Genomic DNA, 25157 nt, shown 5'->3' with positions numbered 1-25157 from the left:
CGGCCGGCCCTTCGCGACGGAGACCCAATGCAGCCGACCCAGCGCCGACTAGCCAATGCCATTCGCGCGTTGGCGATGGATGCCGTCGAAGCCGCCAATTCCGGTCACCCCGGCATGCCGATGGGCATGGCGGACGCTGCGACCGCGCTCTTCACGCGCCACCTGAAGTTCGACGCCGCCGATCCGCATTGGCCCGATCGCGACCGCTTCGTCCTGTCCGCGGGTCACGGGTCGATGCTGATCTACGCGCTCCTGAACCTCACCGGCTACGCTCGGCCGACCATGGAAGACATCCGGCATTTCCGGCAGCTTGGCAGCCCGTGCGCCGGACATCCGGAGAATTTCGAGCTGCCGGGCATCGAGACGACGACCGGACCGCTGGGGCAGGGCTTGGCCGCGTCCGTCGGCATGGCGATCGCCGAGCGCCATTTGAACGCCGTCTATGGCGATGAACTGGTCGACCACCGCACCTACGTCATTGCCGGCGACGGCTGCCTGATGGAAGGCATCAATCATGAGGCGGTCGGCCTTGCCGGCCATCTCCGCCTCGGCCGGCTGATCGTCCTCTGGGACGACAACAAGATCACCATCGACGGATCGACCGAGCTGAGCCGCAACGAGGACGTCATCGCGCGCTTCCAGGCATGCGGCTGGCACACTGCCGAATGCGACGGCATGGACAGCGGCAAGGTTTCCAAGGCCATCGACGAAGCAGTCGCCGATCCCCGCCCGAGCCTGATCCGCTGCAAGACGATCATCGGTTACGGAGCGCCCAACAAGCAGGGCACGTCGGCGACGCACGGATCGCCGCTTGGCGCCGACGAGGTTGCGGCTGCCCGCAAGGAACTGGGCTGGGAATTCCCGCCGTTTGAGATCCCGGACGATGTCGCCAAGGCGTGGCGCGCTGCCGGATCGCGCGGCGCCACGGAACGCGGCGACTGGAATCGCCGCCTAGAGGCCAGCGGCAAGGCTGACGAATTCAAGGCTCGCATCGGCGGCAAATACGACGACGCCTGGCTGAAGCCTTACATCGACAAGCTGCTGGTCGACCTGAAGCCGGTCGCGACCCGCAAGGCGTCGGAAATGGCGCTGGAAGCGATTAACGCCGCCATTCCTGCCACCATCGGCGGCTCTGCCGACCTGACCGGCTCGAACAACACCAAGACCAAGGGCCAGGAGCCGCTGACCTTCGACAATTACGGCGGCCGTTACATCTATTACGGCATCCGCGAGTTCGGCATGGCCGCGGCGATGAACGGCATGGCCCAGCATGGGGGTGTCGTCCCATATGGTGGCACGTTCCTTGTCTTCTCGGACTACAGCCGCGGGGCCATCCGCCTCGGCGCGCTTTCCGAGACAAGGGTCATCCACGTCATGACGCATGATTCGATTGGGCTTGGAGAGGATGGCCCGACGCACCAGCCCATCGAACACCTGCAGGCGCTGCGGATGATTCCGAACCTCACCGTTTACCGACCGGCGGACGCGATCGAGACGGCCGAGTGCTGGGCGCTGGCGCTGCAAGACGACAAGCCGTCGCTCTTGGCGCTGACCCGTCAGAATTTGCGGCCGGTGCGGACGAAGGCAGAAAGCTCCAACCTTTGCGCCAGGGGCGCTTATCGGCTGAAACGCGCGGAGGCCGAGCGGAAGGTCATCATCCTTGCCACCGGTTCTGAGGTCGAGATTGCCCTCGACGTCGCCATCGCCCTTGAAGGGCAGGGGATCGGCGCCGATGTCGTGTCCATGCCATCCACCGATGTTTTCGACGCCCAGGACGCGGCCTACCGCGAGGACATCCTGCCGGACGTTTCGAACCGCCAGATCCTGCGCGTCTCGATCGAGGCCGGCACGACCATCGGCTGGGAGCGCTACACAGGCCTCCACGGCCTGCGGATCGGCATCGACCGCTTCGGCGCCTCGGCACCGGCCAAGGACCTTTACGACAATTTCGGGCTGACCGCGCCCAAGATCACCGAGCGCGTCCTCGCGCATATGAGAATAAGGGAAATTGCATGACCAAAGTCGCCATCAACGGTTTCGGCCGCATCGGCCGCCTCGTCGCCCGGGCCATTCTGGAACGGCCGGACTGCGGGCTCGAGTTGGTCGCTATCAACGACCTCGCCGACGCCAAGTCGAACGCCCTGCTGTTCAAGCGCGACAGCGTCCACGGGCGGTTCCCCGGCGAGATCAGCTATGACGACAGCTCCTTCACCGTGAACGGCAAGCGCATCGCCGTCACCGCCGAGCGCGACCCGGCCAAGCTGCCGCACAAGGGTCTCGGCGTCGAAATCGCTCTGGAATGCACCGGTTTCTTCACCGACCGTGAAGGCGGTCAGAAGCATCTCGACGCCGGCGCCAAGCGTGTCCTCATCTCGGCGCCGGCCAAGGGTGCGGACCTCACTGTCGTCTATGGCGTCAACCACGACAAGCTGACCGGAGATCACCGGATCGTTTCCAACGCCAGCTGCACGACCAACTGCCTGGCGCCAGTCGCCAAAGTGTTGAACGATCTGGTCGGCATCGAGCGCGGGCTGATGACGACGATCCACGCCTACACCAACGACCAGAAGATCCTCGACCAGATCCACCCGGACATGCGCCGTGCACGCGCTGCCGGGATGTCGATGATCCCGACGACCACTGGCGCCGCACGCGCCGTCGGCGAAGTCCTTCCGGAGCTGAAGGGCAAGCTCGATGGCTCGGCCGTCCGCGTTCCCACCCCGAACGTCAGCCTGGTCGACCTGACCTTCACTCCAGGCCGCGACACGAGCAAGGAAGAGATCAACGCGGCGCTGAAGGCGGCGTCCGAGAGCGGCCCCCTGAAGGGCATCCTCGAATATACCGACGAGCCGCTGGTTTCGATCGACCTCAACCACAATCCAGCGAGCTCGACGGTCGACAGCCTCGAAACCGCGGTCATCGAAGGCAAGTTGGTCCGCGTCGTCAGCTGGTATGACAATGAATGGGGCTTCTCGAACCGCATGGTCGACACCGCGCGGGCGATGGCCAAGCTCGGCTAAGTGCCCGGCTTCAAGACCCTCGACGACCTGCCGGAGGAATTGACCGGCAAGAAGGTGCTGGTTCGCGTGGACCTCAACGTGCCGATGGACGGCGCAAAGGTCACCGACGACACAAGGCTGCGGGCGATGCTGCCGACGGTGCTCGAATTGAGCGACCACGGCGCCATCGTCCTGTTGCTCTCGCACTTCGGACGGCCGAAGGGCGAGACGCGTCCGGACATGTCGACGGCACAACTGGTGCTGCCGATTCACCGTCTGAGCGGGCGGTCCGTGCGCTTCATCGAGGATTGCCAGGGGCCGGAAGCGGCTCGGGCGGTCACGGTCATGCTGCCGAGTAATATCGGCGTGCTTGAGAATACGCGCTTCCATGCCGGCGAAGAGAAAAACGACCCAGAGTTGGCCAAGGGAATGGCGGCGCTCGGCGACTATTACGTCAACGATGCATTCTCCGCGGCGCATCGCGCGCATGCCTCGACTGAGGGAGTTGCGCATCTGCTGCCGGCTTTCGCGGGACGGGCGATGGAGGCTGAACTGCAGGCGTTGGAGCGCGCGCTTGGTAACCCCGAGCGCCCGGTCGCCGCCGTCGTGGGCGGCGCCAAAGTCTCGACCAAGCTCGCCGTGCTCGGCCACCTCGTCGGCAAGGTCGATCACCTGATCATCGGCGGCGGAATGGCCAACACCTTCCTGGCCGCACGCGGGGTCAACGTCGGGAAGTCCCTCTGCGAGAAGGACTTGCTCGGTGAAGCGGAGAGCATTTTCGAACGCGCGGATGCCGCCGGCTGCACGATCCATTTGCCTTATGATGTCGTCGTGGCCAAGGAATTCGCGGCCAATCCGCCGAGCCTACGCACCTGCAATGTGCATGAGGTCGCCGCGGACGAGATGATCCTCGACATCGGCCCGGCCGCCGTTGAGGCGCTCGCCGATGCGTTGAAAACCTGCCGGACATTGGTCTGGAACGGTCCGCTAGGCGCGTTCGAAACGCCGCCGTTCGACGCGGCGACCGTCGCGCTGGCCAAGACGGCGGCTGCGTTGACGCAGGACGGCAGCCTCGTCTCGGTCGCCGGTGGCGGCGACACGGTGGCGGCATTGAACCAGGCTGGAGTGACGGACGATTTCACCTTCGTGTCGACCGCCGGCGGCGCTTTCCTGGAATGGATGGAAGGGCGGACGCTCCCCGGCGTCGCCGCCCTCGAACAAGCATAGGACTGATGACAATGACGAATAGCGAGATGCGCGAGAAGATCGCGAACGGCCAGGGCTTCATCGCGGCGCTGGACCAGAGCGGCGGTTCGACCCCCAAGGCGCTGCAAGGGTATGGCTATCGCGGCGACGAATGGTCGGGTGAGGAGGAAATGTTCGGCCTCATCCACCAGATGCGTTCGCGAATCATTTCTTCGCCGTCGTTCGGCAGCGGCAAGGTCATCGGCGCGATTTTGTTCGAGCGGACAATGGATGGCGACATCGACGGCAAGCCGGTCCCGAAGGCGCTGATCGACCAGGGCGTCGTGCCCTTCATCAAGATCGACAAGGGCCTCGAAGATGAGGCGCATGGCGTCCAGATGATGAAGCCGATGCCGGAGCTCGACGCTTTGCTCACCAAGGCGAAGACGCTCGGCGTGTTCGGCACAAAGGAGCGCTCGGTCATCAACCTCGCCAATCCCGAAGGCATCGCCGCTGTCGTCAAGCAGCAGTTCGACGTCGCGCGCCAGGTGCTCGGCCACGGCATGGTCCCGATCATCGAGCCGGAAGTGAATATCAAGAGCACGGAGCGGGCCGCCGCCGACCGCATCCTGCTCGACGAGATCCTGAAGAACCTGGAATCGGTCCCGGCCAGCGAACAGGTGATGCTTAAGCTGTCGATCCCGGCCGAGGCCGGTCTGTTCACACCGCTGGTCAATCACCCGAAGGTGCTGCGCGTGGTGGCGCTGTCGGGTGGCTTCAGCCGCGCCGATGCCGTCCGTGAGCTGGCCAAGAACCCCGGCATGATCGCCAGCTTCAGCCGAGCGCTGCTGTCAGATTTGCGCCACGACCAGGACGACGCCGAGTTCGACCGCACCCTCGGCACGGCCATCGACGAAATCCACGGCGCCTCGGTCGCTTAGCCGCCCGTATAGCCGAAGACATAGGCCTGGGCCGGCGGTTGCTGGCCAGCGACCTTCTCCGGTTGCACCGAGCTGAGCTGCACGCTGAGATTGTGCGTGGCGTAGGGCTTGCCTAGCTCGAGGTTCGCGGTCTCGCGCCATCCCGTGCCGTCAATCCGCGTGGTGACGACGGCCCGGCCGGCCCAGACGCAGCGCGCGTTCACCGGGCAGCGGCTGTCCTCCACCAGCTTCATCGGGGTGACGACCAGACTGCCGACCCGCGTCGGCTGGCCGAGCATGGCAAGTCCGTCCTGGCGGATCGGGCCGCCGTCGACGACCGGGCCGTTGACGGTGGCGGCGCAGGCGCTGAGCGCCAAGATGAGCAGGGGAAGTATGGCTTTCATTGGACGGATGCTGGCCCTCGGCTAATGAGCGCGGCATGAATGAAGACGAAGTCGACCTGACGCAATTCCCGCCGCCGAGGCGCACGCAGCCCGCGAGCCTGTACCTGATCAGCCCGCAGGACGTCGGAGGCGGATTTCCCAACCGGCTGAAAGCAGCGCTGGAGGGTGGCCCCGTCGCCGCCTTCCAGATGCGGGTGAAGGACAAGAACGAGCATGAATTGGCGCGGCTGGCCGAGCCGCTGCAGCGCATTTGCGCCGATCACGATTGCGCCTTCATCGTCAACGACAGCATGGCGCTGGCCAAGCGGCTAGGCGCCGACGGCGTGCATCTGGGCCAGAGCGACGGCGATCCGCGTGAGGCGAGGGCCCTGCTCGGGCCAGCGGCCCAGATCGGCCGCACCTGTCACGACAGCCGCCACCTGGCGATGGAAGCGGGAGAGGCGGGCTGCGACTATGTTGCCTTCGGTGCGTTCTACGAGACGACGACCAAGCCTTCGAACTATCGGCCGAAGCCGGAACTATTGAGCTGGTGGGCAAGCCTGTTCGAAATCCCGTGCGTCGCCATCGGCGGCATCACGCCGGACAATGTCCGGCCTTTGCTCGATGCAGGCGCCGACTTCATCGCCGTCTGCCAGGCGGTATGGGGGAAGGACGATCCGGGCGCGGCGGTCGCGCGGTTCAACGAGGTCTTCGCGCTGAAGTAAGTTCAGCGCTCGTCGTGCAGCGGGAACTCCGAATAGTCGGCGACATCGCCGCCAAGAAGGATCCGGTCGCCGACCTTCAGCCACGCATGCGCGTCGATGGGAGCCTCTGACGGCTTCACCCCCAAGTGAATGCTGCTGCCGATCCCCATGCTCGCCAGCCAATGCTGGGCGGCGAGCGCCTGAACCAGGCAATCCGACCGCCACGGGACCCGGGCGCCCATTGCGCTTACTGCGAAAACCAGGCGGTCGACCTGTTCTGGGCCCGCCGGTTTATCACCGGCCACGACCAGAGCCTTGGCATCGACGCTATCGAGCCGCTTGCGGGCGAGCGCCAATTCCCAACTCGCGCGAATGAGATCGAGAACGGTCGGCAGGTCGAGGCGGCGCCTAACCATTGATGAGGATGTCGTTCGCCTTCAGCTCTCCGATGAATCGCCGGGCATCCGCTTCAGCGATCGCTTGGGTAACATCGAACTCTTCGGTCAGGCATTTCGCGATGTCGGCGGTCGCAACGCCATCCTTAACCATCGCCCAGATACGCGTACCGACGGCGTCGAGCCCGAAATAGGTGCCGCTTTTCAGGTGGAGAATGACCGTTTCGTCGCCGACGGCGCTTTCGACTGCATCGGTGCTCGGAACAAGGTGCTCGTCGAAAATATCGGCCATGGGACTGTTCTAGCTAGCGATAACGCGCGGTCAAATTCGCGACGTGATTAAGGGCGTCCGACGCCGATGTGAATCGGTTGGGGAACTTAGCATTTAGCTCGCCAGCAATTGCCTCAAGTGATCGCTTTCCATCGACCAGCGATAAGCAAAGCTGATCGATTTGCTGAGCCTCGGAAGCCGGGGGGATGAATTGCCTGGACTGGCGGGCAAGCGACTGGGGCGAGTATATCTTGCCAAGGAAACTGGACTGCCGAAACTTCAACGGGGCCCCGCTCTGCCCCTGTCGGCGGAATTCGCTGTTCCAGTTCCAGATATAGGAACCATCGACCAGGCGTGCGCTAATCTCGACGTCAACGTGGTCGCCGGCCGCCAGCTCCACAGGTCGTTGGAATGGAAAGAAATTCTGGCCATAGACGTTCTCCGGCACACCCGGCTCGGTCGAAAAGGAGATGCCCTCCGCGAGTTCCGATTGGAATGACAGATTCATGCCGTGGGCAGTTCCAGACCTGGTCGCGGAAAGCGTTGCGAATGCAGTGGCATCGGTATCCGTCACATGGCGATAGTCGATCGTGAGCAAATCCTGCAGTTCAGACAAAAGGTCGGCAGGTGCCATTTCTGCTTTCGTCCTGACGTTGCAGGCGAAGCGATGCCCTGCAGTCAGGTCGATATCGAACTTGTTTTCCAACCATGGCCTTTCGTGGAGTTCGTAGGCCTTCGTATTCTCCGCAAGGGCAATGCGGATGGTGTCGCGCATCGGGATCAGCGTGCCGCCGCGGCGCAGGAGCCGTTCGCGTGCGTCTACAATGGACGGAATATGATGTTCGAATAACGGAAGTCCGCCCCTGATGTCCGATACGATCACATCCGCCCTGACTGACGGTTGAAAATCGGTCGACAGTCCCTGGAAAAATGTGATCCGGTCGGCACAGCCATTGTTGGCCGCAAGCTCCCGGGCCAGCGCAATCGTGTCGTCGGGATCGATCGCCACCACGGCACCGGCACCATATTTGCAGGCCAGGATAGAAAAAATTCCCTGTCCCGCACCGATGTCGAACACAGTACATCCAGGCGTAACAGCCTTTCGCAACGCGTCAGCGTAGGCCGACATGCGCGGCTCCGACGTAACCATAAGGCCGTAGCCAAGAATATTATAACCCGTCGGAAGTCCCATGGCGCTGCAGTCCAATGATATCAGGTGTTTTTGCCCAGAGCCTCAACCATCGCAGCCCGGACATCGGGCAGCCAGGAATAGGCACGGGGATAGTAAAGGTCGAAAGTCGGGACCTGGCCGGAAAGTCTGCTTGCGGCCTCGAGGCGAGAAGGCGCGCGACCTGGGTCCGTGGGATCCAGCACGAAACTGTTCTCGATTAAGGTCATGCAACCGTTAGCGATGGTCTTTGGCCTGATGAGAATCTCGTTGTCCCGAGAGGCAGTTCCCAGCGCGAACATTGCGTGCACAGGCAAGCGCCCGCTTTCGTCCAGGTCTTTCAAGGGCACATTTACACGGAGCTTGGGAGTGTAATGGGCAACAGAAGTCGTCAATGTCTCCTCGGCGAACAGCGCGCCAAGCGAATCTGGAAAAAGCCGCAGACTGGGATAGACCGTCCTTGCGAGGGGAACTTGCCCGCGCCACGAAATGATCAGGGCATCGTCGCCAAGCAAGCCATGGCCGGCTTGCGCAAAGCTTGCGGCCAGCGTGGACTTGCCGGATCCTGATTTCCCCAAGAGGAGAACGGCACCATTTCCGATGCGCACGGCCGCAGCATGAAGTACTAACGCTCCACTGTGGCCCAGAATGCGCGGGAGCACCTGATCCGCGAGAAAGTGGTCGCGGGTCGACTGCGGGATATCCGGCCGAAGAGCGTGTTCAACAATGGTTCGGCTGCCAAATCGAACGTCGACCCCAATTTCGTCGCAAAACCGCAGGTAATAGCGAGGTTCTCTGTCGTGGCAGATGGCAAACACATGCAACAAGCCAGGTTCGTCGATCCAGGCCGGGTCTTGGATTAGGTGCTTGGCGAGATCCGTATCGGCATTTTCCCTACGCAGACTCCATCCAGGGAGACCGCTTCGCAAAACGTCAATCACCTTTTCGACGCTAAGCTTGGGGGCGCCTACTATGGATGCTTTTGCGGCTGACCGCCATTTTCGGTGGGCGGTTGGGTGCCTGAAGCCGTCAAAGCAGCCATGCCGCCGTAAACCGTGAGACCGGGTCGAGAGTACGGCTTGCGGGCAACGGCTTGCGACTGTTCAGGCATTTTCTTCGACATTCTCAATCCCCGAATTATGCGCGGTCCCAGAGCGATCGGTTTGGGCTCGCCCCAGCCACCTCTGCAGAAAGAATAGCTTAATTTTTTGTTCCATGTCTAACCCTTTCCCTCGCGGATGGTTGCTTTCATCCATCGCGTTCGGAGTGAGGTAACGGCCTATCGGGGATGGCCTTATTTCGAGTTCTTCGGACCAACCCGCCCATCGCTCGAACAATGCCGTCGTAAATGCCCAGCCCAAATGCTCCTTGCCGTACCTCCAGAGAACTTGTTCGGGCAGGAGGCCTCGCATCGCTCTGCGCAGGATAGCCTTGGGCCAACCCCTGGACTGAAGCTGCTCAGGCGGGAGCGACAGGCAGAATTGCAGCAAGCGCACGTCCATGAAGGGATCGCGCGGCTCAATTCCTAGGGCCGAGGCCACACGATCATATCGCTCTCGCGCCGCCACGAGATGCGGATGCAATATGGATCGGGCGCGCTTTTGGGTGATGGATTCTGGCTCATCGGACGAGTGGGACCGGTAACTCTCCCTTCGAGCTCGCAAGTCGATCTCTTCAGCGAAAGAGCCCGACACCATGCCTTTGCGACCGATGCGCCGGTCGCGCAGCCATGAGCGCGCTCGCCGCCTGTACTCGCGGACGGCACGCGGGGCCCACGCGCTCCAAACGGCTTGCGGGAACGTCTTCCAGAAAGGCCATCTCGAGCCCCAGAACCGTGCTTCGGCTCGGCCCTCGCCGATCGCCGACAAGATTTCTCCTTCGCGCAACAGCTGAACAACGCGATTGCCCGCGTTCAAGGCGATATCGCCGGCGACGCCGTCCAGCATGATCTTCAATCCCCGATCATGGGCCGCGAGATAGACAGCCCGGATCAGGGTCATGTGGTAATCAAACGGTTCGCCACCTTCTGGAAGATCCTTGAGTGACTCGATGTCGGCGGCGATGTCCGCATGGTCGAGAAGGGTCGCCTTTATCCCAGAGATCCCGGCTGCCGACAGGATCGTGCGTGTCTCGATACAGGCCTCGGGATCGGGCCCGACTGCGGAAAACGATTGCAAGGGAGCTCGTCCGCTGTCCTCCAGAAGCCTTGCCGCCATGGCCGCGACGGAGCCTGAATCCATGCCTCCGGAGAGCATGGATCCGACGGGCCCAGGGCTGCGCAGACGGCAACGAACGGCCTCTTCGAAGATATTCAGGAATGTTTTCGCGAAAGCGTCGTCGGATTCCGGCTTCAGGGCTGGGCCGGGTCCCAGCGTCCAAAAGCGATGCAGGTTGGCGCCATTTCCGCTCACCATCAGGCAATGGGCGGGCGGGAGCCTCAGAACATCTTCGAAGAATGTTGAGCTCAGGTCGCGGCCTTCGAGATCGTCGAGGAAGTCGGCGATGCGACCCTCGTTGATCCTGCGTGGCACCGCGGCGTGCGCAAGCACTGCCTCCGCTTCGGTCGCGAAAGCGAACAGCTCGCCGGGCTGATGATAATAAATCAGCTGCCGCATCCCCATGTGGTCGCGGGCGCAAAAGAGTTGCGAGATGCGCGGATCCCAGATGGCGAAGGCGAAGTCGCCGAGTAGTTTGGCTGGGCATTCTTCACCCCATTTCAGATAGGCCCGCAGGATAATCTCACCGTCGCCGATCACGCGTTCAACGCCGTCTATGCCAAGCTTCGGTATCAACTCTTCGCGATTGTCGAGCCGGCAATCCGCCGTGATCGTGCAGCCTGTTTCGGCGTCGGTCAGGGGCAAGACCTCGACGAGCGCCTCGGGGGTCGTCGCCAGCAAGGTATGGCCCAACGCGACCTTGCCATTTCGCCAGCAATGCGTGCCGTCAGGGCCCCGCGTCGTCAGGACCGACGCCATCGCGTCCAGGTCGCGCTGCTCGGGCTGACTTCCATCCAGCGTCAGGATTCCGAAAATGCCGCTCATCCTTCAGCCCGCATTCGATTTACGCCGCACGACGTCCAACAGGCGTCGGCCGTAAAGCAACGGCAGCGGCCGGTCCGCCAGTTGCGGATATTTGGCACGCAGGAACGGCTCCGTAGTGACGATACGCGACTGCACATATTTGAGCTTCCTCAGCCAGCCGGGGATCGCCCAAATGTCCTGGATGGCGCGGCTGGCGGCGTGCGATTGTGTGAAATATCGATTGGTCCGGTCGGCAACTGCGGATTCGCCAAGAGCGCGCGCCGTCTCGTTGGGGATTGGTGTTCCGAAACTCGACGCCGCGGCCGTCAGTGCTTCGAGGCATGGACCGGAAACCTTCATGTCATTCGCGAGAGCGGACAATTGCAGCCATTCCCGGCTGCTCAAGGCGTTCCCAAGAAGGTGGATATCCCACAACCAGATCAACCGTCCGGGATCATAATAGGTGGCCCCGTCAACGACATAGGGCGCATTATGCTGGGTAGCACGGTGCAGGCAGGTGTGAACCAGCAGACGCGCGCGATCCATGGTTCGAGCGTGCGGGGATAAACGCGGCAACCCTATCGAATGGGCGAGGCAGTCCTGGAAGCGAAGCAGCCCCTTTAAAGAGGGCGCGTTCAACGCTTGCCAGTGAAGGTCGATCGAATGGGCCGCGCCCGACGCCGACTTGAGTGTCCAGGTTTGCTGGAGGGCGAACTCGGGTGACACGCCGCCGAGGGTCTGATCCATATACCCCAACGCGCAAAGCACCTCCTTCGCACTCGCCACGTCCTTTGCAGCAACAAGCAAGTCCGTGTCCCCGCGCATTCGGGTCGCTGCATTGGCGTAAAGGTCGTACGCGACCGCCGTGCCCTTCAAGACCAGGCAGTCGATTCCGCCTGCCGCAAACGAGTCAAGCAACTCGGCCAATAATAGTCGGTGCCGCAGTTCCCACATGGCGCGCCCGCGGGCCTCTGTACGCATTCGGTCGATGGTCTCCGGCGGCCATGATGCCAACTCATGTTCTCGCTCGATAAGCAGGCCGGCGACGCCTTGGTAGATCGCGGCTTCAGCAACATCGCCCGGCTCTGCGGAGCCCGGCCAGACCACCTGCTCGCCGCGCAGTGCGGCCGCCAGGAAGTCTCGAACGTCCGCGTCGTCAGGACGCATCGATCATCTTCCCGTCGTTGGGCTTGCGGAAATGATCGTCGAGGTAGCGCTGAAACACGGTGCCCTTGTCGACCAGCGGCTGCAGGGCAGGCGTCGCCGCGGAGTTCCTGATCAGCAATCGTGCCGCCCGCAACGGGATGTAGTCCGGTAGCTCCGCCATCATGTCCGCATACAACCGCCGGGCCTCGCGGACATGGGCGGTGGCTTCGTCGAACGTCAGCCTGTCCTCGCGGAGATCCACCAGTACTTTGCACATGAACCGGCTGCAGACCCTCGGGCGCTGGCCGAAGATCGTGCAGCGCGTGTCGTCGAGCTTGGGGCAGGGGAAGGCGAAGCCGGTCTTGTCGAGGTTGCGAATGACATCCAGCCCAACCGCCCGGGCGGCGTCTACCTCATCCTCATCGAGAGCCGCCGCGTCGTGAAGCGAGCCATTGCAGCACAGTCCGCAGTCGACGCACAGGGACGAGGCCTGGGCGACGTCTTCCGCTTGCCCTTTCAGCGGAGTGGGAATTTGCTCTTCGGCCATCAAATCCGCCTGCAACGCGCCCAATTGGGCATTGGATGAGACAATAAGCTTCGGGACTGCCGGACGGAAGCGGCCGTGCCTTTGACCGAATGGCACCCCATCGGTATAGGCGCGGGAAGGTAGCTACGGCGGCAGGCTGAAGAGCCGCCGCCGTCTGATTTTTCAAGGGGATGAGAGTTGAGCGAGCGCGTTTCGCGACACGGCTTGGACGCACAGGGTATCGAGACCTCGGCCAAGCTGCACTGGAACCTGACGACCGCACCGCTGGTCGAACAGGCGATCGCGCGCGGCGAGGGCGAGCTCACCAAGGACGGCGCGCTGCTTGTCGATACGGGCAAGTTCACCGGTCGCAGCGTCAAGGACAAATATGTGGTCCGCGACGTCACCACCGAGGACACCATCAACTGGGGCGCGATCAACCAGGAGATGTCGGGCGAGCATTGGGCCAATCTCAAGGCCGACTTCCTGGATGCGGTGAAGGACAAGGAAGAACTCTTCGTCGCCGACCTCTACGGCGGCAGCCAGCCGGAATATCGGGTCAACGTCCGTGTCATCACGCAGTTGGCGTGGCATAATCTGTTCGTGCGCACGCTGCTGGTTCGCCCCGACGCGAGCGAGCTTCCCGGCTATGTTCCGGAATATACGATCATCAACCTGCCGAGCTTCAAGGCCGATCCTGAGCGGCACGGCTGCCGCAGCGACACGGTCATCGCGGTGAATTTCACGGAGAAGCTGATCCTGATCGGCAACACCGAATATTCGGGCGAGATGAAGAAGGGCGTGTTCGGCCTGCTCAACTTCCTGCTCCCCGCGCAGGGTGTGATGCCGATGCACTGTTCGGCCAATATCGGCGCAGACGGCAAGAGTGCGATTTTCTTCGGGCTGTCGGGCACCGGCAAGACGACCCTGTCGGCGGACGCCAGCCGGACGCTGATCGGCGACGACGAGCACGGCTGGTCGGATACGGCGGTCTTCAACTTCGAAGGCGGCTGTTACGCCAAGATGATCAACCTGTCCGCCGAGGGTGAGCCGGAGATCTACGCGACGACCAAGATGTTCGGCACGATCCTCGAGAATGTGGCGATGGACGAGACGACGCGGGAGCTCGACTTCAATGACGCCGGCAAGACCGAGAACACGCGTGGCGCCTATCCAATCGAGTTCATCCCGAACGCCAGTAAGGACAATCTCGGTCCGCCGCCGTCGACGATCATCTTCCTGACCGCCGATGCATTCGGCGTGCTGCCCCCGATCTCGCGCCTGACCCCCGACCAGGCGATGTACCACTTCCTGTCGGGATACACCGCCAAGGTCGCCGGGACCGAAATCGGTGTGACCGAGCCGACCGCGACCTTCAGCACCTGCTTCGGCGCGGCCTTCATGCCACGTCCGCCGAGCGTCTACGGCAACCTGCTCAAGGAGCGGATCGCGAAGGGCAATGCCGACTGCTGGCTGGTCAACACCGGCTGGACCGGTGGCAAGTACGGCACCGGCAGCCGCATGCCGATCAAGGCGACCCGCGCTCTACTGAACGCCGCGCTCGACGGCAGCCTGAAGAACGTCGAGTTCCGCAAGGACCCGAACTTCGGCTTCGACGTGCCTGTTGCGGTTCCGGGTGTCGATACCGCCATCCTCGACCCGCGCAACACATGGACGGACAAGGACGAATATGACCGCACGGCGGCCAAGCTCGTCGACCTGTTCGTGGAGAACTTCGCGCAATTTGCTGAGCACGTCGACGAAGGCGTCCGACAAGCCGCGCCGAAAGTCATCGCTACCGCCTAAATAGCCCGGTCACTCGATCGGGCCTCGAATGAGAAAGCCCGATCGAAATGACCGAATACCGACCCCGTCTATTCACCAGCGACGATGCGATTGTCCGCATCGGCGAGGGGCTGCTTGCGCGCACCCTGCCGCGCGAGGATTGGACCCACGAAGCTCATCTTGCCGCGTCTACGTACTTGGTAGCGCGCCGCACCGACATCGACCTGGACAGTGAGCTGCCCGGCATCATCCGCCGCTATAACGAGAGCGTCGGCGGCGTGAACGACGACACGCAGGGATATCACGAGACGATTACGCGAACCTTCCTGCATGGCGTGCGGCTGTTCTTGGCCGAAGCTGATCCTGACGAACCGCTCCACGAACTGGTCAACGAACTGCTACTCTCACCCATGGGGCGGCGCGATTGGCCGCTGCGGTTCTACAGCGGCGAGCGGCTGTTCTCGGTCGAGGCACGGCGCCATTTCGTCAAACCGGACCTGTCGGTGTTGCCATAGGAGATATATCGAAAAACGATAATCTACCTTGCCGTATATCGATAAAGAGATTATCGTTTATCGATATTTCGAGTCGTTAGGGGCAAGCCGATGTCACACCAAACCGCTGCTCTGCCGATCGCTTCGGTCGTCCTGCGCATCCTCATCGTTCTCAACTGGGTCTGGGGGATCTGCATCTTCGCAATCCTGTGCGGAACCTTGTTTGCTCACGAATGGACGCTGACTGCCCTCGGAGTAACCACAGGCCATCCCATCCGAGGCATCTTGCCGGGGCTGCAGGCGATTGCGGCGCTCGGCCTGGTCGTGATCGGGTTCAACTACATGGTACTCAAGCGGCTTGTCGCCATGGTGGACACCGTGCGCGAGGGCGATCCGTTCGTTGCCGCCAATGCCTACCGACTGCACGCGATTGCCTGGATCATGGTCGGCATGCAGATCATCAGCATCATCATCGGGGCAATCGGCAAGGCTATCTCGACACCGGAGCAACCCATCCACCTGGAGGCCGGTTTTTCTGTCAGCAGCTGGGTGGCCATCCTTTTCGCCTTCATTCTCGCCCGAGTCTTTGCGGAAGGCACCGTGATGCGCGCCGACCTGCAAGGGACCGTTTGATGGCTATCGGCGTCCGGCTCGACGACCTGCTCCACGAACGGCGGATGACATTGACCGAGCTCGCCGAGAAGGTCGACCTCACGCTTGCCAACCTCTCGATCCTCAAGACCGGCAAGGCCCGCGCAATCCGCTTCTCCACCCTGGATGCGATCTGCCGAGCGCTAAGCTGCCAGCCGGGCGACCTGCTGCAGTTCGAAGAGGGCGGCGATTCCAGCGACTGAGTCTCGCGTCGGTCGGTGCATTCCTGTATAGAGGCCGGGCAGGGGGTGGCGCATGTTCGCCATCATGCGGGAGAGTAGCTATGCGCGCATTTCCCTTGGTTGGTGCGTTTTTATTGCTGACGGCTTGTGAATATCACAACGTCCAGACCGATTTTGACCCGGCGATCCCGATCGCTTCCTACCGAACTTACACCTGGCTTCCGAGCGAAGCTCCGCGCGGGATGAACCCGTTGATGTTCCGCCGCGTGAAGGACTCGATCGACCGCAACCTGGCGGCCCGCGGCTATACCCAGGCGGACCAGGCCGACTTCGCCATCACCTTCACGGTCGGCGAGCGGGACCGGATCGAGGCAGACGATGACGGCTACGGCTGGGTCGGCCCGGGCTGGGGAAGCTGGCGTGGCTGGGCCGGTTGGGGCGGCTGGGGAGGTTGGGGTGGCTGGGGGCCTTATTACCCCGACATCTACACCGTGACCGAGCGCAGCATCATCATCGACGTCTATGACGGCAAGACCCACCAGCCGGCGTGGCACGGCGTCGTGAAGCGAGACAGCTATTCCGGTCGTGTCGATTATTCCCGCCTGGACGAGGCGGTTGCCAAGGTGCTGGCGCAATTCCCGCCACAGACGGCCGCCCGCACGGGGACAAGCTACTAGTTTTTGACGTCCTCGACGGTGACTTCCGGCGACTTGACGTTGATGCGGATCATATTGGTTGCATGAGGCGACGGGCAGAAGTCCGTGGTTCCCGCTAGCTCCAGCTTTTCCTTGGTCTTGCGGTGCTGGAGAATGAATTTGATCTGGCGCGCACAGGTTTCCGCCGGCGCCACCTTGAGACGGACCACGCTCTCCGTCGGCAGCAGCGGATGGAGAAGCTGGTTCCTGCTCCAGCGCGATGATCCGTCACGGTCGACCAGCTCGATCCTGAAGTCCGCGACTTTGTAGTTCTTCGCTTCGTTCCGGATGATCAGGCAGCCCATCTGTTCGCACATGTCTCGTTGGATCCAGTACATCTGGACGTTGCGCGCCATGGACTCGGAGACGACCTGGGACTGGCCCAATGGATAGGACGTGATCGGCAGGATTGAGTCGCCCTCGTCGCTTCCGTCGCGATGCGTGAACGGCGAGTCGGCGATCGCCGCGGATGCGACGGCCAATGCCAAAAGTCCTGATGTTGCCAGAACCCGCATGCAAACCCCTGTCGACCGACCGGAGCGGTATTGCATGCCGTGAACGCTCACAAGGCGCAAACGCGACCCCGCCTCAAATCGACAGGACGAAGATTCTAGTCTTCGGATGGATGTAAATGGCTCGACAGGCTGGGGCGGGACGCGGCTAGGCTGCGGCAGCGCGCTTCGCCGTCGCGATATATTCGCTTACGTTCTTGGCCAGCACGTCCATCGGCACGTTGCCGCCCTTGACGACGGCATCGTCATAGTCGCGCAGGTCGAAGCGGCCACCTAGCTCTTGTCTGGCGCGCGTGCGCTGGCGAACGATCTCGGTATGGCCGATCTTGTAGCCGCAGGCCTGACCCGGCCAGCTGCAGTAACGATCAACTTCGCTCGCGACCTCCAGCGGGTTGGAGCCGTTGCGCTCAACGAAGAATTGCACGCCCTGCTCGCGGGTCCACTTCTTGGCATGGATGCCGGTGTCGACGACGAGCCGCACTGCGCGAAAGGCGAGGGACTGAAGAAAGCCCAGCCGCCCCACTTCGAAATCGTCATAGGCGCCAAGCTCGTCCATCAATTGCTCGGCATAAAGCGCCCAGCCTTCGGAATAGGCATTGAAGGCGAGCAAGGTACGGATCATCGGCAGCTGATTGGCGTATTCGCCCTGCCAGACGTGGCCCGGGATCGCCTCATGCGCGGCGAGGTCGGGCAGGCTGTATTTCGAGTGCAAATCGGTCGAGCGCAGGTTGATCCAGAACTTGCCCGGGATGCTGCCGTCGATCGATCCGGCGCCACCATAGGCTCCGGGAGCGCCCGGCTCTTCCTCGGGCGGCAGGCGCTTTACTTCCAGATTGCCGCGAACCAGCGTGCGGAAGGCGTCGGGCAAGCGGGTGCGGAACTTGCCCAGCCAGTCCTGGATATAGGCCATGATCTCGGCGCGGCCCTTGTCGCCCTCGCTGAACTTGTAGCGCGGGTCCTTGGCCAGCGCCTGCATTCGCGCACCCACCGAGCCCTGCGTGTAACCGAGCTTCTTCAGGATCGGGTCCATGCGGCCCTGCAGCTCGGCCAGCTGCTGAAGACCCATCTGGTGCACCTGGTCCGGCGTCATGGTCGTCGTCGTCGAGGCCTTGAGCGCCCAGCGATAGAAGGCTTCGCCACCCGGCCGCGCCCACATACCCGCATCCATGCTCGCGGTCTGCCGTTGCGTGCGAAGCTCGGCGATCTGGCGCTCCAGTGCCGGCGCGACCTTCTGTTGGGTAATGGCGCGGGCGCGGCCCGCCCAATTGCCGGGGATATTCTTCTCGCGGGTTCGCCGCTCAATGGATTCCACCAGGCCCCCGCCATCACGGGCGCCCTTCAGGCTGGTCTCCATCTGGGCGATCGCCTTGTCGATGAGGAAGGCGGGCGGGACCAGGCCCTTGCCGCGGGCGTCGCGGATGCGGCCGAGCTCGCCGCTAAGTTCGACAGGATAGGCTTCGAGGCGGGCGATATAGGCCTCGGCGTCGGCCGCGTTATCGATCGGGTGGTCGCTGTCGAGAAAGCGCGGCGTGTCGAGATAGGCGCCGACATTCTGGATGACGACATAAGGCGTGTTGCGCCAGCTGCCGACGGCAACGTCGCCATAGGGCAGAGCCAAGCCTTCGAGCGCGGTGCGATAGGCGCTGCGGACGACTTCGACGCTCGTTCGGGTCGAATGAGAGAGGGTGGAGACATCCATGGCTTCGGCGCGAGCTAGGTCGGCGCGCAAGACGGCCTCGATACGATCTTGTCCCGCTTGGCTGCGGTCGCCAAGCTTGGAGCGCAACGCCGCGCGCGGCCCCTTATCGACGCCCAGCGACGTTGCCGACTCCGGCTGCAATGCAAGGAGGTTTTCGGCGATGGAGTCGAGAAGGAGGCTGGCTTCAGCCTCGCTCGTCATGCTGGGAACCGGCATGCCTGCGCGAATGGGCGCGCTGGCTGTGCAACCCGCAAGGCCGACCACGGCGCCACTCGCGCCCAGGCTCGCCAGAATCTCACGACGGGTAAGGGTGTTTTGGTTCACGCTAACGCTCCTGCGGTCAGGTCGCCGGCAGCGTAGCCCCCCTTTCGACGATCAGGCAATTGCCCTCGACGGACGCAACCCGGACCCGGTCGCCGGGCGCTGCAGGTCCACCCCGAGCGCTCCATTCGCCGTCGCCGACGCGAACCCGGCCGCCATGCTCGTCCACCGCCTCGACGACAGTGACGCTGCGGCCAACGAGCCGGGCGGCACGGTCGTTCAAAAGCGGGTCGGCGGCTGGCCCGTCCGACTGGCCGTACCAGCGCTTGAACACCAGCACGAATAGCGCCGCATAGATGATGAACAGGCCGATCTGAGGCGCAATCCCGAGGTCGAACAGGACGGTGAACAGGCCGGTGGCAATCGCCGCCGCGCCGATGAACACCAGGAAGAAGCCTGGGGCGATGACCTCTGCAATCAGCAGCAGGACTCCGGCGATCGCCCACAGCCAGCCGGGATGTAGCCCGAACATCATCCCTCGATCCGCGGCACGCCTGGAATGCCGGGAAGTGCGCCGCGACCGGCGGTTTCTGCCTTGGACTTCTGCTGGGTCGGGGCCTTGGTTTTCACATCGCCCAAAGCTTCCTTCGCCAGCTCGCCGATGCCGCCGAGCGTGCCCATCAGCTGAGTCGCCTCGACCGGGAACAGGATGGTCTTTGCATTGGGCGAGGTCGCGAACTTGCCGATCGCTTCGACATATTTTTGGGCAATGAAGTAATTGATCGCCTGCGTGCTGCCGCCTTCGATCGCGTCGCTGACGGACTTGGTCGCATTGGCTTCGGCCTGTGCTGCCCGCTCGCGCGATTCCGCTTCGCGGAAGGCCGCTTCCTTAAGGCCTTCGGCCTGAAGGATCTTGGCCTGCTTCTCGCCCTCGGCCCGGAGGATTTCCGACTGGCGCATGCCTTCCGATTCAAGGATCGCCGCGCGCTTCTCGCGCTCCGCCTTCATCTGCCGGGTCATTGCGTTGACGATATCGGATGGCGGCCGGATGTCCTTCAGTTCGACGCGCGTGATCTTGACCCCCCACGGCTCGGTCGCATGGTCGACCACGGCAAGCAGCCGGGCGTTGATCTCGTCACGCTTGGACAGGGTTTCGTCGAGATCCATCGAGCCCATGACCGTCCGCAGGTTGGTGGTCGAAAGTGCCATAAGGGCGGTATAGAGGTCGCTGACCTCATAGGCCGCTTTCGCTGCGTCGATGACCTGGAAGAACACCACACCGTCGACCGCCACCATGGCATTGTCCTTGGTAATGATCTCCTGGCCGGGAATGTCGACGACCTGCTCCATCATGTTGATTTTTCGTCCGACCCGATAGACGAACGGCGTCACCAGGTTGAGGCCGGGTTCGGCGACGCGGACGAAACGCCCGAACCGCTCGATCGTGTAACGATAACCCTGGCTGACGATCTTGACGCTCATCATCACGACGAGCAGCACGAGAGCGGCAACCGCGATCAGGAAATATTCCATGTTCTTCCCCCAGTTCTGGCGACATGATGCAGAGGCGACAGGCCAGAGGGAAGGGAAATCGGTATCGTGATCCCGGATTCCAAGATCGACCTGTTCGCCCTCAGGTCACTGCTCTTCCTACCGGCCAGCAATCCGCGCGCCATCATGCATGCGCGTGAGAGTGAGGCCGATCTGGTGATCCTCGATCTCGAAGATGCAGTGAAACCCGCGGACAAGGTCGCCGCGAGGGCAGCCGCCGTCGAAGCGCTCGGGCAGGATTGGCGGATGCCGGTCGCCGTCCGCATCAATTCGCAGCACAGTGAGTGGCACGGCGAAGACATGGTAGCGGTTATGACGTCCAGCCCGAGCGCGATCGTTGTGCCGCGCGCCGTTGGCAAGGAGGAAGTCGCCTTCGTCCGCAACCAGACGGGCAAGCCGGTCTTGGCGATGATCGAGACGGCCAAGGGGCTTGTCGCCATCCACGAGACTGCTCGCGAGGCGTCGGCGCTGATCGCGGGTACCAATGACCTGTCTGCCGATCTCCATTTGCCGCCGGGGGCCGGGCGGCGCCCGCTGCACATGGCGCTTCAGATGATCATCATCGCCGCCAGAGCAGCCGGCATCGCCGCCTTCGATGGCGTGTTCAATTCACTCGAGGATGACGAGGGGTTCACCTCCGAAGCCCATGAAGGGCGCATCCATGGCTTTGACGGCAAGTCGCTGATCCACCCGCGCCAGATTCCGTTGTGCAACGCGGCCTTCGCGCCGAGCGAGGAGGAGGTCGCTCGCGCCGAGAGGCTGGTCGCGGCGGCAACCGGCGGGGCCGAGCGCTTCGAAGGGGAAATGATCGAGCGGATGCATGTTGAAACTGCGCAGCGGATATTGGAGCGTCGATGAAGAAGCTGTTGCCGTTGTTCCTGGCCTTAAGCGCATGTGCCACTCCTCAGATTTCCCCACCGACAATCATCGATGAAACAGAGATGCGCCAGGCAATCGGCGTACTGGCCAGCGACGACTTTGAGGGACGTCGCGCCGGAACTCCGGGGGCAGACAAAGCTGCAGCCTATATTGCGGACCGGTTTCGTCGTGCCGGACTGAAATCGCCGGCTGGCGGCTTTCGACAGCCGTTCACAATCGATCGCAAGCCAAAGGACCTGCCCGCCGCTTCCGCGCAAATGCCGTCCGGCCAGCTCTACTTCCTTGAGCAACTCAACAAACAGGGCCCGTTCACAGCCTATAATGTCGTCGGACGCGTGCCAGGCAAGGCGTCGGACGGCCGTGTAGTGGTCGTCATGGCGCACTACGACCATTTGGGGATTTGCGAACCCGAAGGTGCGCCAGACCGAATCTGCAACGGCGCCGTCGATAATGCCAGCGGAGTTGCCGCGTTGATCGCAGTTGCCGAGCGGGTGGCGAAAATGGGCCTGGACCGTGACGTCTGGCTCGTTGCGACCAGCGGGGAGGAATGGGGACTGCTGGGGGCCAAGGCCTTCGCTGCCAATCCGCCAGTGCCGCTGACAAGCATCGTCGCCGGCTTCAACCTGGATACGATTGCAATCGCACCAAAGGGCGCGCCCGTGGCGATCGTTGCCCCCGACAAGTCACCGCTTGAACAATTGGTCCGCGATGCGGCGAAGGCGGTCGGTCGGCCATTCGACCCTGACAGGGAAGCGCAACCCTTCATCAAGCGGCAGGACGGCTGGGCGCTGGCGGAACGCGGCGTTCCGATGATCATGGCGGGCGGCAGCTTCAGCGACCTGAAGCTGCTCGAGGCCTTTTTTGGCAGCGCCTATCATGGGCCAAAGGACGAGTTGCGGCTCGACACAGATCTTGGCGGCGCGGTGGACGACGCCAACCTTCATGTCGAACTGGTTCGCCGTGCGGCATCGCGATCGCTGTTACCGACTTTTGCCCAGGTCCCGCACCTGGAGAAGTAGGGAGGCCTTGGCGAATCGGCCGAACCTTGGCATGGGCCGATATGGCCGACCTTCTCGACGTTCCCGAAATTCCGCTGGGTCTCACTTTCGACGACGTGCTGCTCCAGCCGTGCGAATCCAGCGTCCTGCCCAGCCAGGCTGACACGCGCAGCTTTCTGACCCGCGAGATCCCCTTGCGCATCCCGATCCTGTCGTCGGCGATGGACACCGTGACCGACGCGGACATGGCGATTGCGATGGCGCACCTCGGCGGCATCGGCGTCCTCCACCGCAACATGGATGTCGACGCGCAAGTCGCGGCGGTTCGTGCCGTGAAGCGCTTCGAATCGGGCATGGTTGTCAATCCGATCACCATGACGCCGGACCAGACGCTGGCAGATGCACTGGAGCTGATGGCCGCAAACAAGATCAGCGGCATCCCGATTGTCGAGAAATCGGGCAGGCTGGCAGGCATCCTCACCAATCGGGACGTCCGTTTCGCCGAGAACCCGAAGCAGCCGGTCAGCGAATTGATGACCCGCGATAATCTCGCAAAGGTCGGCATCGGCACTGGCCAGGAAGAGGCCCAGCGGATTCTCCACCAGCGCCGAATCGAGAAATTGCTCGTCGTCGATGAGCAGGACCATTGCGTCGGCCTCATCACGGTGAAGGACATCGAAAAGTCGGTGGCTTCACCGCTCGCGACCAAGGACCTCGACGGGCGCCTCCGCGTCGCCGCCGCCACCACAGTTGGCGATGCCGGATTCGAGCGCTCGGCCGCGCTCATCGACGCGGGCTGCGACTGCATCGTCATCGACACTGCGCACGGCCACAATCGCGACGTTGCCGTCGCCGTCGAGCGCGTAAAAGGCCTGTCGAACAGCGTCCAGATCGTCGCAGGCAATGTCGCCACCGCCGAAGCAACGCGGGCGCTGATCGATTCCGGTGCCGATGCGGTCAAAGTTGGAATCGGGCCCGGCTCGATCTGCACGACGCGGATCGTCGCTGGCGTCGGGGTGCCGCAACTCACCGCAATCATGGCGGCAACCAAGGCGGCGAATGGCGTCCCGATCATCGCCGACGGCGGTATCCGTACCAGCGGCGATATTGCCAAGGCGCTGGCGGCCGGCGCCTCGACCGTCATGGTGGGATCCCTGCTTGCCGGCACGGAGGAAGCACCGGGCGAGACCTTCCTGTACCAGGGCCGCGCCTACAAGAGCTACCGCGGCATGGGCTCGGTGGGCGCGATGGCGCGGGGCTCGGCCGACCGCTATTTCCAGCAGGACATCAGGGATCATCTGAAGCTGGTGCCGGAAGGAATCGAAGGGCGCGTGCCTTACAAGGGCCATGTCCGCGACATCATCCACCAGCTGGTCGGCGGAGTGAAGGCCGCCATGGGCTACACCGGCTCCCCGACCATCGACGACCTGCAGAAACGCGCGCGCTTCGTCCGCATCACCAACGCGGGTCTTTCCGAAAGCCATGTCCACGACGTCGCGATCACCCGGGAAGCGCCCAATTACCCGACGCGGTAGGCGGCCATGACGCCTTCGGCGCGGGTCCAGGCGGCAATCGAAATCCTCGACGAGGTCATTGCCTCGACGCGCAATGACGGGCCGCCTGCGGACGCCATCGTCACCCGCTATTTCAAAGCGCGGCGCTATGCGGGCTCAAAAGACCGCCGCGCCGTCCGCGACCTCGTGTTCCGCGCCATCCGCCGCTCCGGCGAGCGCCCAAACGCAGGCCGGAAGGCCATGATTGGGCTGGCGAGCGAGGATGCGGAGCTGACGTCATCGTTCGACGGCTCCGCGCATGGTCCGCCGCCGATTGGCGATGAGGAAGGCGCTGAGGGGAGCCTCGTTCCCGCATGGCTTCAAAGCCAATTGTCGCCGCTGGTGACGGCGGACGAATTTCCGGCGCTGCTCGAACGGGCGCCACTGGACCTGCGCGTCAACGTGGCGCGCACGACGCGGCAGGCAATGGTCGAAGCATTCGAGGGCGCCGAGCCGACTGCGCTGAGCCCATGGGGCATTCGCCTCCCGCCCGACAGCCATGTCGATCAGCACGCCGCATTCGCCGAAGGTCTCGTGGAAGTGCAGGACGAGGGCAGCCAATTGATCGCGCTCGCCTGCGATCCGCAGGGCAGTACGAACATCCTGGACCTATGTGCTGGTGCCGGCGGCAAGTCGCTGGCACTCGCCGCGGCAGCCCCCGACGCGCATATCCTCGCCTGCGACACCAATCGCGCACGGCTTTCCAACTTGGAGCCTCGTGCAGAGCGGGCCGTGGCAAGAATCGGTATCCGCCTCCTCGACGGCGGCCGCGAAGCTCAGCAACTGGCCGACCTCGACGGACAGGCCGACGTCGTGCTCGTCGACGCGCCTTGCTCAGGTAGCGGCACCTGGCGCCGCAACCCCGAAGGACGCTGGCGGCTGACAGCGGAACGGCTTCAGCGAGTCACAAAACTTCAGGCGCGCCTGCTCGACATCGCCGCGCCGCTCGTGAAGCCGGGCGGAACCCTGGTTTACGCCGTATGTTCGATCATCGCCGCCGAAGGCGCCGATCAGGTTGCGGCTTTCTTAGGGCGCCATTCATCTTGGTTGGCGCAGGATGCGCTTGGTTCGTTCGGCCGCAAGGACGGCGATGGGCGCCTGCTCACGCCGGCCCATGACGGCACGGACGGCTTTTTCGTCGCGCGGCTTGGGCGCTCGTGCTAAGCGGCCGGCGAGACCT

Annotated in this window: 26 protein-coding genes; 14 read left to right on the top strand and 12 right to left on the bottom strand. The window is 63.2% G+C overall.

All coding sequences use genetic code 11. The features are described 5' to 3' along the window. The first annotated feature begins 27 nt into the window (after nt 1-27). The 4 genes from tkt to LZ536_RS02775 are packed head-to-tail and all read left to right on the top strand — an operon-like array spanning nt 28 to nt 5125. On the top strand, nt 28-2016 hold the full coding sequence (tkt, locus tag LZ536_RS02790; RefSeq protein WP_249846777.1) for a transketolase: 1989 nt from the start codon (nt 28-30) through the stop codon (nt 2014-2016). Next, a complete protein-coding gene (gap, locus tag LZ536_RS02785; protein WP_249846776.1) occupies nt 2013-3020 on the top strand; it encodes a type I glyceraldehyde-3-phosphate dehydrogenase in 1008 nt (335 codons plus the stop codon). The genes tkt and gap overlap by 4 nt, the downstream gene beginning before the upstream one ends. After that, nucleotides 3021-4226, top strand: a complete 1206-nt coding sequence (locus LZ536_RS02780) for a phosphoglycerate kinase (RefSeq protein WP_249846775.1) — start codon at nt 3021-3023, stop codon at nt 4224-4226. It begins immediately after the preceding gene. A gap of 11 nt (nt 4227-4237) precedes the next feature. Next, nucleotides 4238-5125 carry a fructose bisphosphate aldolase gene (locus LZ536_RS02775; protein WP_249848538.1) on the top strand — a complete coding sequence of 296 codons (888 nt, stop codon included), beginning with the start codon at nt 4238-4240 and terminating at the stop codon, nt 5123-5125. Here the strand turns inward: LZ536_RS02775 and LZ536_RS02770 are convergent. Next, nucleotides 5122-5508, bottom strand: coding sequence for a hypothetical protein (locus tag LZ536_RS02770; RefSeq protein WP_249846774.1), 387 nt, complete (start codon nt 5506-5508; stop codon nt 5122-5124). The genes LZ536_RS02775 and LZ536_RS02770 overlap by 4 nt on opposite strands. Before the next feature lie 35 nt (nt 5509-5543). Between LZ536_RS02770 and thiE the strand changes: the two genes are divergently transcribed. Continuing rightward, the gene (gene thiE / locus LZ536_RS02765) at nt 5544-6212 is read left to right on the top strand and encodes a thiamine phosphate synthase (protein ID WP_249846773.1); all 669 of its coding nucleotides are present in this window, start codon (nt 5544-5546) and stop codon (nt 6210-6212) included. Nucleotides 6213-6214: 2 nt separating this feature from the next. Here the strand turns inward: thiE and LZ536_RS02760 are convergent, their stop codons facing one another. The 7 genes from LZ536_RS02760 to LZ536_RS02730 all read right to left on the bottom strand — a co-directional run bounded on the left by LZ536_RS02760 (nt 6215) and on the right by LZ536_RS02730 (nt 12738). Then, nucleotides 6215-6607, bottom strand: a complete 393-nt coding sequence (locus LZ536_RS02760; protein WP_249846772.1) for a lasso peptide biosynthesis B2 protein — start codon at nt 6605-6607, stop codon at nt 6215-6217. After that, a complete protein-coding gene (locus tag LZ536_RS02755; RefSeq protein ID WP_249846771.1) occupies nt 6600-6878 on the bottom strand; it encodes a PqqD family protein in 279 nt (92 codons plus the stop codon). The genes LZ536_RS02760 and LZ536_RS02755 overlap by 8 nt, the downstream gene beginning before the upstream one ends. Before the next feature lie 13 nt (nt 6879-6891). Next, the gene (locus tag LZ536_RS02750) at nt 6892-7986 is read right to left on the bottom strand and encodes a 50S ribosomal protein L11 methyltransferase (RefSeq protein ID WP_249846770.1); all 1095 of its coding nucleotides are present in this window, start codon (nt 7984-7986) and stop codon (nt 6892-6894) included. A gap of 83 nt (nt 7987-8069) precedes the next feature. Beyond that, nucleotides 8070-8966 (bottom strand): hypothetical protein, encoded by an 897-nt coding sequence (locus LZ536_RS02745; RefSeq protein WP_249846769.1) that lies wholly within the window; start codon nt 8964-8966, stop codon nt 8070-8072. A 162-nt stretch (nt 8967-9128) separates the two neighbouring features. Further along, nucleotides 9129-11066 (bottom strand): asparagine synthase-related protein, encoded by a 1938-nt coding sequence (locus tag LZ536_RS02740; protein WP_489146317.1) that lies wholly within the window; start codon nt 11064-11066, stop codon nt 9129-9131. A gap of 3 nt (nt 11067-11069) precedes the next feature. After that, complete coding sequence (locus LZ536_RS02735; protein ID WP_249846768.1) at nt 11070-12212, bottom strand: nucleotidyltransferase family protein; 1143 nt, start codon at nt 12210-12212, stop codon at nt 11070-11072. Continuing rightward, nucleotides 12202-12738 (bottom strand): YkgJ family cysteine cluster protein, encoded by a 537-nt coding sequence (locus tag LZ536_RS02730; RefSeq protein WP_249846767.1) that lies wholly within the window; start codon nt 12736-12738, stop codon nt 12202-12204. The genes LZ536_RS02735 and LZ536_RS02730 overlap by 11 nt, the downstream gene beginning before the upstream one ends. 177 nt (nt 12739-12915) lie before the next feature. Between LZ536_RS02730 and LZ536_RS02725 the strand changes: the two genes are divergently transcribed. The 5 genes from LZ536_RS02725 to LZ536_RS02705 all read left to right on the top strand — a co-directional run bounded on the left by LZ536_RS02725 (nt 12916) and on the right by LZ536_RS02705 (nt 16506). Continuing rightward, complete coding sequence (locus tag LZ536_RS02725) at nt 12916-14523, top strand: phosphoenolpyruvate carboxykinase (protein WP_249846766.1); 1608 nt, start codon at nt 12916-12918, stop codon at nt 14521-14523. Nucleotides 14524-14570: 47 nt separating this feature from the next. Further along, complete coding sequence (locus tag LZ536_RS02720; protein WP_249846765.1) at nt 14571-15017, top strand: hypothetical protein; 447 nt, start codon at nt 14571-14573, stop codon at nt 15015-15017. Between the two features lie 90 nt (nt 15018-15107). Next, nucleotides 15108-15629, top strand: coding sequence for a DUF2975 domain-containing protein (locus LZ536_RS02715; protein WP_249846764.1), 522 nt, complete (start codon nt 15108-15110; stop codon nt 15627-15629). Beyond that, the gene (locus LZ536_RS02710; protein WP_249846763.1) at nt 15629-15850 is read left to right on the top strand and encodes a helix-turn-helix domain-containing protein; all 222 of its coding nucleotides are present in this window, start codon (nt 15629-15631) and stop codon (nt 15848-15850) included. Before LZ536_RS02715 ends, LZ536_RS02710 begins: the two co-directional genes overlap by 1 nt. Before the next feature lie 80 nt (nt 15851-15930). Next, complete coding sequence (locus LZ536_RS02705) at nt 15931-16506, top strand: DUF4136 domain-containing protein (RefSeq protein ID WP_249846762.1); 576 nt, start codon at nt 15931-15933, stop codon at nt 16504-16506. Here LZ536_RS02705 and LZ536_RS02700 read toward each other — a convergent pair. From LZ536_RS02700 to LZ536_RS02685, 4 genes are all read right to left on the bottom strand, one after another. Next, the gene (locus LZ536_RS02700) at nt 16503-17039 is read right to left on the bottom strand and encodes a hypothetical protein (protein WP_249846761.1); all 537 of its coding nucleotides are present in this window, start codon (nt 17037-17039) and stop codon (nt 16503-16505) included. The two genes, LZ536_RS02705 and LZ536_RS02700, sit on opposite strands and share 4 nt — an antisense overlap. Before the next feature lie 145 nt (nt 17040-17184). Then, a complete protein-coding gene (locus tag LZ536_RS02695; RefSeq protein ID WP_249846760.1) occupies nt 17185-19059 on the bottom strand; it encodes a DUF885 domain-containing protein in 1875 nt (624 codons plus the stop codon). A 16-nt stretch (nt 19060-19075) separates the two neighbouring features. Next, entirely contained in the window at nt 19076-19531 is a 456-nt protein-coding gene (locus LZ536_RS02690) for an NfeD family protein (RefSeq protein ID WP_249846759.1), read from the bottom strand. Continuing rightward, nucleotides 19528-20529: an SPFH domain-containing protein gene (locus LZ536_RS02685; protein WP_249846758.1), complete on the bottom strand. Its 1002-nt coding sequence runs from the start codon at nt 20527-20529 to the stop codon at nt 19528-19530. The genes LZ536_RS02690 and LZ536_RS02685 overlap by 4 nt, the downstream gene beginning before the upstream one ends. 66 nt (nt 20530-20595) lie before the next feature. Here LZ536_RS02685 and LZ536_RS02680 point away from each other — a divergent pair, with 66 nt between their 5' ends. The 4 genes from LZ536_RS02680 to LZ536_RS02665 all read left to right on the top strand — a co-directional run bounded on the left by LZ536_RS02680 (nt 20596) and on the right by LZ536_RS02665 (nt 25141). After that, the gene (locus LZ536_RS02680) at nt 20596-21405 is read left to right on the top strand and encodes an HpcH/HpaI aldolase/citrate lyase family protein (protein WP_348538803.1); all 810 of its coding nucleotides are present in this window, start codon (nt 20596-20598) and stop codon (nt 21403-21405) included. A gap of 83 nt (nt 21406-21488) precedes the next feature. Next, nucleotides 21489-22445: a M20/M25/M40 family metallo-hydrolase gene (locus tag LZ536_RS02675; RefSeq protein WP_249846757.1), complete on the top strand. Its 957-nt coding sequence runs from the start codon at nt 21489-21491 to the stop codon at nt 22443-22445. Nucleotides 22446-22486: 41 nt separating this feature from the next. Beyond that, nucleotides 22487-23959 (top strand): IMP dehydrogenase, encoded by a 1473-nt coding sequence (guaB, locus tag LZ536_RS02670; protein ID WP_249846756.1) that lies wholly within the window; start codon nt 22487-22489, stop codon nt 23957-23959. A gap of 6 nt (nt 23960-23965) precedes the next feature. Further along, nucleotides 23966-25141: an RsmB/NOP family class I SAM-dependent RNA methyltransferase gene (locus LZ536_RS02665; RefSeq protein ID WP_249846755.1), complete on the top strand. Its 1176-nt coding sequence runs from the start codon at nt 23966-23968 to the stop codon at nt 25139-25141. The last annotated feature ends 16 nt before the right edge of the window (nt 25142-25157 follow it).

The organism is Sphingomonas alba (assembly GCF_023516555.1).
Taxonomy (GTDB): Bacteria; Pseudomonadota; Alphaproteobacteria; order Sphingomonadales; family Sphingomonadaceae; genus Sphingomicrobium; species Sphingomicrobium album.
The sequence above is the reverse complement of the archived record's forward strand: the minus strand, read 5'-3'. Positions and strand labels throughout refer to the sequence as shown.

Bases quoted from the DNA above. Each gene is read 5' to 3' on its own strand.
- LZ536_RS02760 (WP_249846772.1), bottom strand. From the start codon at position 6,607: ATGGTTAGGCGCCGCCTCGACCTGCCGACCGTTCTCGATCTCATTCGC.
- LZ536_RS02720 (WP_249846765.1), top strand. From the start codon at position 14,571: ATGACCGAATACCGACCCCGTCTATTCACCAGCGACGATGCGATTGTC.
- LZ536_RS02740 (WP_489146317.1), bottom strand. From the start codon at position 11,066: ATGAGCGGCATTTTCGGAATCCTGACGCTGGATGGAAGTCAGCCCGAG.
- LZ536_RS02750 (WP_249846770.1), bottom strand. From the start codon at position 7,986: ATGTCGGCCTACGCTGACGCGTTGCGAAAGGCTGTTACGCCTGGATGT.
- LZ536_RS02700 (WP_249846761.1), bottom strand. From the start codon at position 17,039: ATGCGGGTTCTGGCAACATCAGGACTTTTGGCATTGGCCGTCGCATCC.
- tkt (WP_249846777.1), top strand. From the start codon at position 28: ATGCAGCCGACCCAGCGCCGACTAGCCAATGCCATTCGCGCGTTGGCG.
- thiE (WP_249846773.1), top strand. From the start codon at position 5,544: ATGAATGAAGACGAAGTCGACCTGACGCAATTCCCGCCGCCGAGGCGC.
- guaB (WP_249846756.1), top strand. From the start codon at position 22,487: ATGGCCGACCTTCTCGACGTTCCCGAAATTCCGCTGGGTCTCACTTTC.
- LZ536_RS02690 (WP_249846759.1), bottom strand. From the start codon at position 19,531: ATGATGTTCGGGCTACATCCCGGCTGGCTGTGGGCGATCGCCGGAGTC.
- LZ536_RS02675 (WP_249846757.1), top strand. From the start codon at position 21,489: ATGCGCCAGGCAATCGGCGTACTGGCCAGCGACGACTTTGAGGGACGT.
- LZ536_RS02705 (WP_249846762.1), top strand. From the start codon at position 15,931: ATGCGCGCATTTCCCTTGGTTGGTGCGTTTTTATTGCTGACGGCTTGT.
- LZ536_RS02685 (WP_249846758.1), bottom strand. From the start codon at position 20,529: ATGGAATATTTCCTGATCGCGGTTGCCGCTCTCGTGCTGCTCGTCGTG.
- LZ536_RS02775 (WP_249848538.1), top strand. From the start codon at position 4,238: ATGACGAATAGCGAGATGCGCGAGAAGATCGCGAACGGCCAGGGCTTC.
- LZ536_RS02665 (WP_249846755.1), top strand. From the start codon at position 23,966: ATGACGCCTTCGGCGCGGGTCCAGGCGGCAATCGAAATCCTCGACGAG.
- LZ536_RS02735 (WP_249846768.1), bottom strand. From the start codon at position 12,212: ATGCGTCCTGACGACGCGGACGTTCGAGACTTCCTGGCGGCCGCACTG.
- LZ536_RS02710 (WP_249846763.1), top strand. From the start codon at position 15,629: ATGGCTATCGGCGTCCGGCTCGACGACCTGCTCCACGAACGGCGGATG.
- LZ536_RS02755 (WP_249846771.1), bottom strand. From the start codon at position 6,878: ATGGCCGATATTTTCGACGAGCACCTTGTTCCGAGCACCGATGCAGTC.
- LZ536_RS02770 (WP_249846774.1), bottom strand. From the start codon at position 5,508: ATGAAAGCCATACTTCCCCTGCTCATCTTGGCGCTCAGCGCCTGCGCC.
- LZ536_RS02715 (WP_249846764.1), top strand. From the start codon at position 15,108: ATGTCACACCAAACCGCTGCTCTGCCGATCGCTTCGGTCGTCCTGCGC.
- gap (WP_249846776.1), top strand. From the start codon at position 2,013: ATGACCAAAGTCGCCATCAACGGTTTCGGCCGCATCGGCCGCCTCGTC.
- LZ536_RS02730 (WP_249846767.1), bottom strand. From the start codon at position 12,738: ATGGCCGAAGAGCAAATTCCCACTCCGCTGAAAGGGCAAGCGGAAGAC.